The organism is Rhodococcus sp. DT1 (genome assembly GCF_049844875.1).
Classification (GTDB): Bacteria; Actinomycetota; Actinomycetes; order Mycobacteriales; family Mycobacteriaceae; genus Rhodococcus.
Genome location: NZ_JBNCLW010000003.1, coordinates 443,027 through 452,945, shown reverse-complemented (window position 1 = coordinate 452,945; position 9,919 = coordinate 443,027). Strand labels below are relative to the sequence as shown.

The 9,919-nt window shown below is 61.5% G+C and carries 8 protein-coding genes; 7 read left to right on the top strand and 1 reads right to left on the bottom strand.

Going from position 1 to position 9,919, the window contains the following annotated elements:
* Window positions 1-3: 3 nt before the first annotated feature.
* The 7 genes from ACLQ3J_RS09775 to ACLQ3J_RS09745 all read left to right on the top strand — a co-directional run bounded on the left by ACLQ3J_RS09775 (window position 4) and on the right by ACLQ3J_RS09745 (window position 9,368).
* On the top strand, window positions 4-2,094 hold the full coding sequence (locus ACLQ3J_RS09775; RefSeq protein WP_425903007.1) for a DEAD/DEAH box helicase: 2,091 nt from the start codon (window positions 4-6) through the stop codon (window positions 2,092-2,094).
* Window positions 2,091-2,975: a GIY-YIG nuclease family protein gene (locus ACLQ3J_RS09770; RefSeq protein WP_425903006.1), complete on the top strand. Its 885-nt coding sequence runs from the start codon at window positions 2,091-2,093 to the stop codon at window positions 2,973-2,975. Before ACLQ3J_RS09775 ends, ACLQ3J_RS09770 begins: the two co-directional genes overlap by 4 nt.
* 122 nt (window positions 2,976-3,097) lie before the next feature.
* Entirely contained in the window at window positions 3,098-3,994 is an 897-nt protein-coding gene (locus ACLQ3J_RS09765; protein ID WP_425903005.1) for a hypothetical protein, read from the top strand.
* Window positions 3,995-4,142: 148 nt separating this feature from the next.
* Window positions 4,143-5,957, top strand: coding sequence for an McrB family protein (locus ACLQ3J_RS09760; RefSeq protein ID WP_425903004.1), 1,815 nt, complete (start codon window positions 4,143-4,145; stop codon window positions 5,955-5,957).
* Between the two features lie 392 nt (window positions 5,958-6,349).
* Window positions 6,350-7,402: a 5-methylcytosine restriction system specificity protein McrC gene (locus ACLQ3J_RS09755; protein WP_425903003.1), complete on the top strand. Its 1,053-nt coding sequence runs from the start codon at window positions 6,350-6,352 to the stop codon at window positions 7,400-7,402.
* 143 nt (window positions 7,403-7,545) lie between these two features.
* Entirely contained in the window at window positions 7,546-8,307 is a 762-nt protein-coding gene (locus ACLQ3J_RS09750) for an ankyrin repeat domain-containing protein (protein WP_425903001.1), read from the top strand.
* Window positions 8,308-8,480: 173 nt separating this feature from the next.
* Window positions 8,481-9,368: an HNH endonuclease gene (locus ACLQ3J_RS09745; protein ID WP_425902999.1), complete on the top strand. Its 888-nt coding sequence runs from the start codon at window positions 8,481-8,483 to the stop codon at window positions 9,366-9,368.
* A 141-nt stretch (window positions 9,369-9,509) separates the two neighbouring features.
* Here the strand turns inward: ACLQ3J_RS09745 and ACLQ3J_RS09740 are convergent, their stop codons facing one another.
* Entirely contained in the window at window positions 9,510-9,878 is a 369-nt protein-coding gene (locus tag ACLQ3J_RS09740; RefSeq protein WP_425902998.1) for a nucleotide pyrophosphohydrolase, read from the bottom strand.
* Window positions 9,879-9,919: the final 41 nt, after the last annotated feature.

The following is a 9,919-nucleotide window of genomic DNA, read 5'->3' as shown; positions in this document are numbered from 1 at the left end:
CACATGACCGGCTTCGACCTGCTCGATCCGGTGCTGCAGCATCACATCGTCAACTCGCTCGGCTGGCCTGGTCTGCGGCCGCTACAAGACGAGTCGGTCGCGCCGATCGTCACCGGATCGGACGCGATTCTTCTCGCTCCGACCGCAGGCGGGAAGACCGAAGCGGCAATATTTCCGTTGCTGACCCGTATGCAGTCCGAACGCTGGACCGGCATCTCGGTGTTGTACGTCTGCCCGCTCAAGGCGCTACTGAACAACCTGCAGCCGCGTCTGGCGGACTACGCGACGTGGCTCGGCCGCGATGCGATGACGTGGCACGGAGACGTCGGTCAGTCCGTCCGCGGTCGTATCAAACGCGACCGACCCGACATCCTGCTGACCACTCCGGAATCGCTCGAGTCCATGCTTGTCTCCGAAAGTGTCGACGCAGACGAACTACTCGGTGGCGTGCGGGCCGTGGTCGTTGACGAGGTACACGCATTCGCGGGTGACGACCGCGGGTGGCACCTGCTGGCGGTGCTAGCCCGACTCGAAACGTTGCTCGGACGACGTCTGCAACGGGTGGGTATGTCCGCCACCGTCGGGAATCCGGACGAGTTGCTCGGCTGGTTGCAGGGTGGCACGACCGCCCCCGGCCGCGTCATCTCCCCCGCAGTCTCAGGCGCTGCAGTGGTTCCCGAGATCACCGTCGACTCCGTAGATGGTATCGAGAATGCCGCAAAAGTGATCGCCGCGCTGCACGCCGGGGAGAAGCGACTCGTCTTCGTCGATTCGCGGAGGCTCGCCGAAGAATTGGGAACCCAGCTGCGCCGACGTGGCATCACCACCTTCATCTCGCATTCCTCGTTGTCCGCGGCCGAACGCCGTGAATCGGAGGAAGCGTTCGCCGAGGCTCGCGACTGCGTCATTGTCGCCACCTCCACTCTCGAACTCGGTATCGACGTCGGCGACCTCGACCGAGTAATCCAGATCAATGCTCCTCGGACGGTGTCGTCGTTCCTCCAGCGACTCGGTCGCACAGGCCGCCGCCCCGGTACCACCCGCAACTGTCTGTTCCTTGCTCTTACCGATCAGGCAGTACTCGACACCCTCGGTATGTTGCAGTGCTGGTCTCGCGGGTGGGTTGAGCCGGTGTTACCGACGCCGCAACCCCGGCATATCGCAGCCCAACAGTTGCTCGCCGCCGCGTTGCAGACCCGCCGCGTTCCGCTCGTCGATTGGCAGCGGGCATGGGGATCGCTGCCGCTGTTCGACTGCGACGGTCAGGAGGTTTTCGACCACCTGCTCGCCGAAGGATTCCTCGAACACGATGCGGGCAGCGCATTCATTGGACCTGAGGCCGAAAAACACTTTGGGCGGCGGCATTTCATGGAGCTGCTCGCGGTGTTCACCGCCGCTCCAGAGTTCAAGGTATGGGCCGGTCGACAAGAAATCGGCTCGGTAGAGACCAGTGTGCTCACCGACGACGTCGAGGGACCGCGTATTCTGCTGCTCGGTGGGCGGTCATGGAAGGTCACTCACATCGATTGGAAGCGACGGCACGTATTCGTCGAGTCCACCCATATCCAAGGTCGCGCCAAGTGGAGTTCGATGCCCGATGGTGCCTCATTCGAGATCGCGCGCGGTATTCGTGATGTGCTGCTCGGTGCAATGCCCTCCGGAGTGACGTTGACGCGACGAGCCATAGCGACGTTGGAAGACCAGCGTCTGCAGCGCTCCGGCCACGTCACCGATGGTGCATTCGTCATCACTCGCGACGATCGGGACGATTGGCGTTGGTGGACGTGGGCAGGCTCGAAGGCGAACCGAACCCTCGCGGCGTGGGCCACGGATCTGGTTCCGCCGCGGCAGCGGATCGGAGCCGAGTCGCTGCGTTTGCACGCAGACCTGACGGTCGCTGATATCCGTGAAGGACTCGCCGCACTACGCAATGGGCGTTCGAGGCCTCTCCCGGCAGTGGACGCGGGCGCACTGCGAGGGTTGAAGTTCTCGGCGGCGTTGCCAGAGCACCTGGCACGGGCAACCCTTGCTGTCCGCGCCATCGACGCAGCCGGAGCGGACACGGTACTCGGCGAGAAGACACAGATCGGATGATCACGGGCTCAACACCAGATTGGAGCAGCTGGTTTCCACTGCTGGGAATCTCCCGCAATGCCTCTGTCCCCCGACTCCCGGGCATCTACCGTGTCCGCCGCAGCGATTCCGAAGGTCTCGATTACATCGGGCAGACCGGACGGAGTCTTCGTGAGCGCTTGGGTGCGTTGTCCCGGTGCCACGCCGAGGAGATGCCCTATCGCGATCCGCACACCGCGGCACCCGCGCTGTGGGCGTTACACCACTCAACCGGCTGTGAATTCGAGGCGTCGTTTGCAGAATTCGCTGGCGATTCGCACGCTCGGAAGGGGCTGGAATCGTTGGCGATCGGCCTCTACCGCCAGGAGTTCGGCGCTTCACCCACCGTACAGTTCGGCCGTGTCCCGAAGGGCTACCGCGCCTCATCGCAGAACAACTCACGCCTCATAGCCGCGGGTGCCAGGTTTCGTGGTGGCCTGTACGACGGATCCCCGCTGACGGAGCACCTGGTCGGAGCGCCCCCGGTCGGTCCGCTTACCCCCTCCGCACAGAGCCAGTCGTGGTGTGGACACAGCTGGAGCGAGTGGGTCGCGCTCTCGGATGCTCGATACAGAATCCCCTCGAACACGGTCGGCCTGTATCGCATACGGGGTGATTGCGACGGCGCCCTGCTGTACATCGGGCAGGGTGTGCTTCCGAACCGGCCCGTTGCGCACCTGTCAAAGATCACCAAAGTCGGCCACGCGCAGGGTGAAATGTTCGCGGCCCAGCGGAGGTTGGAGGTCTCCTGGGTTGCTGCGCCGAATCGACTGGCACATCAGCTGCTGGAACTCGAGAACGACCTCATCGCAGCGCACGTGCTTCATCTGAACTGCGCGCCCGCAGCTCAGTTCAAGGGTTGAACGGACAGGACACTCAGGTGCATTCGACAGATTCGTGGGCCACTGCCAATGGGTTCGGGCCTCACGTTCCCTACACGCCGGCGGCGATGTCGGTGCCACGCTCACGTCGTGGCCCTCGCGGGTTGCGCGGCATCTACCTGGTGGAGTTCGCCAACGGTGCGTGTTATATCGGTATCTCCGGGAGCGACTGTGCCAGTCGCCTGATTGCTCACGGCAAGACCTATGACGACATCACCGGGTTCCGCCTACAGCGGTTCGCCGGTGCATACTCCGCATTGAGGGACCGCGAACGTTCACTGATTCACGACGCGGAGAAGTCCGGACTCGTCGTACGGAACCGCGAACACGCCCTTCGATTCGAAGGAACCTCGGTATTGAACGATGTCGTGACAACGGACGACCAGGCTCTCTGGCTCGAGGAACCTGTGGCCCGGAACTCGCTGGATTTCGACTGCGCACCGCCGGACTTGCCGGCTAACCAAATCGAGAGCTACGCCCACAGATGGGCACGATTCGGTGGTCGTCCCGACGCGACGGACCTCATCGAGATTGTCGGCAAGTACCTGAAGAGCACGGTATGCCACGCTCGGCGCACCGAGGCGCAGTTCTGGTCAGTCAGCTGTCTACCTACTTCGAACCCGACAAGGTTATCCTGCGTGACCATCAACTGGATGGAAACCTTTGTACTGTTCACCGCGCCGTCCGGCCAGGTTCAAGCGTCACTCTTCGTCGATGGAGACGAACTTCCGCACGGCGCATTCCGATGCGCAATTTATCTGCGTCGGCGTGGAATACGCCGCGGCAAGATCAAGCACGCACCAGGTGGCGCGTCGCAGCAACAACTGATTGCCCGCGGTCACAAAGCAATCGAAACAATGACGGAAGACCCCGTGATCATGCGTGCCGCGGCCAGTTTGAATCTCGCGCTCATGCGCAAGGGCAGAAGCTCACAGATCCGGTCCCACTGCGCTCAACTGGCCCGAGCAGCTCTGGATGCGACAGTTCTCGACCCCGCCTGAAGCCCACATCACGTCCAATGAAAGCGACCACATGGCAATCCGCGATATCGAACGAAAGCACCTCGACGCTGCCATCAGCGAGTTCGACACGACCGACCGTAAGGCGATGCTCGACACCTACGGATTCGGTGTCTCCACCGGGTATCTCGTGCATCTCAACGGGCGATTCTACGATCCCAAAGCACTCATCGGCGTCGCGCACAAGTATGCGACCGGACGCCCGCTCACAGCGTCCGACTTTGTCACGGACAACGCCCGAGCCCAACTCAAGGCGCTCCGCGTACCGGTCGTAAAGTTCAAGGGGCTGTGGTGGGTCAACCAAGGCGCCAACTACGCAACTGAGCGTGATGGCGGATACGTGTGGGCCGGGCAACGTGCGAAGAACGGGAGGGTCGTCCCGTCCTGGTCGAATGTCATGAAACTGCAGGAGGGGCAACTCGTCCTGCACTACACAAACAAGCAGATCACCGCCGTCGGCACTGTTCACGGGCACCCGCGAGAGGCGACGGATCCCGAGTCGAATCTCTTCGAACAATACGCACCTGCGGGATACCTCTGCCCCATCGACTACAGGGAACTCGCCAACCCTATTTCCGCGTCGGAGTTCCCTGAGGAGCTTCTCGCGACTGCGCCGTTCGACAAGAACGGCAAGGTCAACCAGGGGTATCTCTACCCGATCGGCGACGACCATATTCTTGACGTGCTTGCGTTCCTCGACGCCCGCATACCCGGCCTGCTCGAGGGCACCTTCACCCATCGGACACACTACGAGGATCAGCACTCCGACGAGTTCGCCGGCTCCTACGAATCCGATCCCATCCTCGAGTCCTTACTGCAGTTCAAGAACATCGTCCTCGAAGGCGTTCCAGGCACGGGGAAATCATACGCAATCGAGAACATTGCACGTCAATGGCGTTCCCGAACCGGTCGGTCGCTACACGATTTTGATGGGCGCCCGTACCGCACCACAGTGATGCACCCGAGTACTTCTTACGAGGACTTCATCGAGGGGTTGCGCCCCGTCCCGTCTGTACGCGTGGATGCGCCCGGATATTTCGACGAAGCTCCGGCTCGGGATACCTCGTTCGCAGTCGCCGACGGCTTCTTTGTCGAGGTGTGCCGTGCGGCGGTACGCGCGCCACACGAGGACGTGCTTGTCCTGCTCGACGAGTTGAATCGCTGCAACATTCCGAGCGTCTTCGGCGACTTGCTACTGACACTGGAGTCTTCCCGTCGCGCAAGATTACGCAGTGCCGGACCAAGTAGCGGATCGGCCCACGATTGGTCGGCAACGACGACAGCTCGACTGCCCTACTCCGGTCGCACGTTCTTCGTCCCGGACAACGTGTATGTCGTGGCAACTACCAATACAACGGACCGGTCGGTGGCACCGCTCGACGCTGCGTTACGTCGCCGGTTCGCATTCCACCGGCTGGAACCCGAGTTGGGCGAAGTGACTGCGCCATCCATCTTGTCCTCCGCTGATCGCGAGTTGTTCCGCAGCGGGGCTCGGATTCTGGAGAATGTGAACGAACATGCGTTGCGGCCCTGCCTGGGCCCCGACGCACTACTCGGACACTCCTACTTCTACTCGATTGCCGACGCACTCAATGATCGTTCCCGAAATCCCGCAGACGTGATTGCAAGCTATTGGAGGTACACGATCCTCCCCCAATTGATCGATTCGGTCCGAGCACTCAATGCCGACGATATTCTCGACAGCCACACCCGACCCGCATGGTTCGATACCCATTCCGAGATCGAGAAAAAAGCTCTCGACCGTGCCATGGATGCTCTCGGCGCCCTGGACGATTATCTGGCCCAGTTCGGACTCATGCTTGTCGTCGAAGGCACCGGGCTGGCGAGAGGGGCGCGGATCGCGGGAATCGAGGTCGGCGACCCGGGCTCTGATGACGAGTTGGTTCTCGACGACTTCGACGCAGCGGCCGGTATGGACTCGTGACAGTCACGATTGCAGCGTCACCACGTGGCGCCCGCGTCGGGTTCTCCTCGGCGAGCGTGGACGGGACACAACTGCTGTTGACAGTCGCGCCGAAAGCCTGGCGTCCTGAACATCAGGGGACGCTCCACATGGCGGGACCACGACGAGCGGATGGCCACTACCTCGCAACCGTCTACGAAACCGACCGACTTCACGTCCGTGACAACCCCGACCTCCAAAACCTCACTGAGCGATGCCTACAGCGTTCAGTGATCGAATCAGAGAAGTCGAAACGAAGGTGGGGAGAGGCATTACTCCACCCCGACGTCTCACCTTTACGGACGGGTCTGCTCGCCACACTCCCCGCGGTCGACACTCACGCGGCAACCGATCTGCTCCGATTGTGCAACCGTGTGAATCTGCTCCGGCGCGAATCCGAACCACTTTCAGCCGAATTTACTCGATCACAGCTTCACCGACCTATGCTTTATCGCCGCCTTCTCGACGAGGTTCAACGTCGTATCTCCTCCGCCCGTCGCGGATTTCGCCCGGTTGTTGCGGCGCATACAACGATTCGAGGTCGGGTGGTTCCGGCCGGTCTGGCTCGCTACCACGCCACCGGAGACCCGAGAATCGAATGCCGCTACGCGGAACTGACCGGATCCACTGCCCTACTGGGCATCGTGTGTGCGGCGCTCGACTGGATTTCCGATGGCGGCTCGATTCCGTCCCCGTTCTCTGCCGAATACTCGACAACACGGCTGCGGCACGATGCCGTCGGTCTGCGGCGGACTCTCAGCGAGGTCACCTCGACACCGCTTCGTGCCGCACTTACAGACGGGCCGCGCCTCCACTTGTCCCGTCTGGATCGCCCGTGGTCCGACGCGCTCGCGATGAGCCTGGCAGTCCTGAGCGAACGCGAGCACATCGCAGGCAAGGCGCATTCCCGAGAAACCGATGCCTTCGAGTTGTCGACACGCACCGACAAGCTGTGGGAACGCATTGTCGAGGAGTTGCTTCAACGCGCGGGGTTCGACGCCGTGCGGAATCAAAGCAGACTCGGTACGGGGGTGGTGGCGGACCCCTGGTCCGGCAAGGCGGACAGCGGATCCCGCACATTCCCGGATCTCGTGGCCCAGTTTGGCGACGATCTCGTGGTGATCGATGCGAAATACAAGTTGCGTAGCAGTCTCGTGGCACCGAGCCGCGACGACCAATACCAAATGTTCGCCTACAGCCACCTCGTGGCGGACGAAGGGCGGCGTCCGAGCCGGGTCATGCTCATCTACCCAGGAACTGGACCGACTGCACGATGGTATCGAGGACCTGATAGCACGATCCCGCTCGATGCCTACAGCATTCCGTTCCCTCAACCTGGCGATGTCCGGACCGACGCTGCGTTCGCGCAGTACCTGGATCGTGCCGGAATGGATCTCGCGAAGCAGCTCCGTGACAGCTCCAGATGACACCAAGTGAGCCGGCTGACTCGCATGTCAGCTACGTGTGACGCTATTGCTCGGTTCGACCTTCCAAACCAACACGCAACTCTGAGGGCACGCAAGCCCACATCGCGGAGGTTGCAATTGTCCTGGCACTTCGATATCTGAAAGTGCAGGCGAACATCAAGGAACGGAGTTCAGAAGTGGCCGAGATAAACGGTGACACGTCGGCGGGCGACACCAGCGCTCCTGCGCGCCTCGACGGGGCTGAAAATCCCGACCATCCCAAAACGACTGTGTGGGATGGGCGACTCGATCATTTCTCCGAAGAGGAAATCGCGGTTCGAAACGCACTTGCCGATGCAGCCAGAGCCGCAAACTGGGAGGCTGTGTTCGGCCTGCTCGATACCCACAGATACACCCTGTCGCCGAACTCGTGGCGTGCGTATGGAAAGTCCTGGTACACACCACTTCACCAAGCCGCCTGGCACAACGCGCCGGTTTCGGTTGTCGAGGAACTCATCCAACGTGGCGGATGGCCGTCATTACGCACCGCGTCCGGCGAAACTGCACACGATATTGCTGTGAAGAAGGGACACATCACGCTTGGCGACTCGCTCGTCCCACCCACATCCAAGCGTGTCGACAATGACGTCTTCAGCAAGCTCGACGAACACTTGGCGCGGTTGGTCGAATCTCGAATCCGCCCTGCTCTGCCTGTACGGCTCCGCCACCCTGCCACCGAGGTACTCGCCGAGACCACCGACCAAGCGTTATGGTTCCCCATCCCGGGTATGTACGGCGGCTTCTCCATCCGACTTATGCGCAGCTATCTGTTCGTAGAAAGTTGGTGCCGAGTCGCCGGAGGATCCGGGCAAGCACACGTCGTCACCACCGAAGGGTTCACCCTCGTCGAGGAGGGGTTCGTATAGCCACATCTACCCCGATCCACGATCCACGGCCGAGAACCCAGGTCGGGACGCGATACGCGACCTGATCGCCCAGTACTATCTCCTCACCACTAACACTTCACGAGCACGGCCCGACGGGCTTCCGACACAGGACATGCCCCCACCCGATGCGAACCTGAAAAGGCGCATGGGCATTGACCAGTTGGATCGTCAAAATCGGCAAGGGCACTCCACAGCATTGGGATTTCGCGCGCGACGACGGGTTCTGGGATGTCCGCCAGCCCGGGTTCTTCCGACGCATCGAGCCTGGAGACGATATCTACTTCTGGCTGTCAGGGACCGGGCTAATCAGCAGGGTTCGCGCAACCAGCGCTCTCTACGAACTCACCCCCGGCTCGCGTTCGGCTCACTGGATCGACAGAGACGACGGCGGCTACACCCATCGCTTCGACTTCGAGACCATTAGCGAGGTTCCCCAGCGTTCCTTGACGTGGGGCGAGCTCAAACGAGAGCACGGACGCAACTACGCCGCGCAAGCCCCAGCCAACGAAATCGATGGTCCGGTAGCCGAATCGCACCTTAGATCCCTGTTCGACAATCGGAGCGATATCGCCTTTGCGAGTCTCCCGCTACCGGACGACACCCAGCTCGAGTACTCTCCCGGGTATACGCATGGCGACGATCTGCGTGAGCGAGCGAAACGCGAGATCGCAGCCCGACGGGGCCAGCGTAGGTTTCGCCAATCACTCCTCGTTGCGTACGAACACAGTTGCGCTGTAACAGGATCGAACGTCGAATCGGTTCTCGAAGCAGCACACATCGACCGATACTTCGGCGATCACAGCAACCACGTCACCAATGGAATATTGCTTCGCGCTGATCTCCACACTCTCTTCGACTTGCAGATGTGGACTGTCACGGATCTGCTCACCATCGAAGTTTCACCGATGCTGAAACGCAGCGAGTACGCATCGTTCGATGGCAGACCACTCCGGGTACCCGCGAATCCGAGGCAGCGTCCAGACCGTGCCGCCCTCGGCCGGCACCGAAAAGCCTGCCAATGGACAACGCAGAACGCCTAAGCAACTCTCGCTGAACAGCTCGGGCGATCGTGTAGGTGTGCATCTTCGGAACGCAACCGGTCGGGTCTCCTCGGTTTCGATCGTCAGGGCAACGGATCGACGCGCATTCACACCTCCGGATCGCGCCCCTTACCGCGTTTATCAGTCGGTACCTGACGAGGTCCTCAGTTCTGTGTATTTGGTGGCGTTGCCGCGCGCCTGGTCGACGGGATACTTGCTGCCGTTGGAGGCGAGCTTGCTCCGAACGGCGTGGGCCAGGTCGATGTCAAGGACGTCGGCGAGCCGGAGCAGGTATATGAACACATCGGCAAGCTCGTCGGAGGTCTGCTTCCGTTGTTGCGGATCGAGTTGATCCGCTTGCTCGGGAGTAAGCCACTGGAAGATCTCTGCGAGCTCGCCGAGTTCTCCGGTGAGTGCCATGATCAGGTTCTTCGGAGTGTGGAATTGTCCCCATTCGCGTTCGTCGGTGAAGGCACGCACCGCTGCTTGCAACTCGTCGATGGTCGTCACTTCCAGCTCCGTCCCTGCGCTCTTAATTCCGTGCCCCTCGT

Bases quoted from the DNA above. Each gene is read 5' to 3' on its own strand.
- ACLQ3J_RS09770 (WP_425903006.1), top strand. From the start codon at position 2,091: ATGATCACGGGCTCAACACCAGATTGGAGCAGCTGGTTTCCACTGCTG.
- ACLQ3J_RS09775 (WP_425903007.1), top strand. From the start codon at position 4: ATGACCGGCTTCGACCTGCTCGATCCGGTGCTGCAGCATCACATCGTC.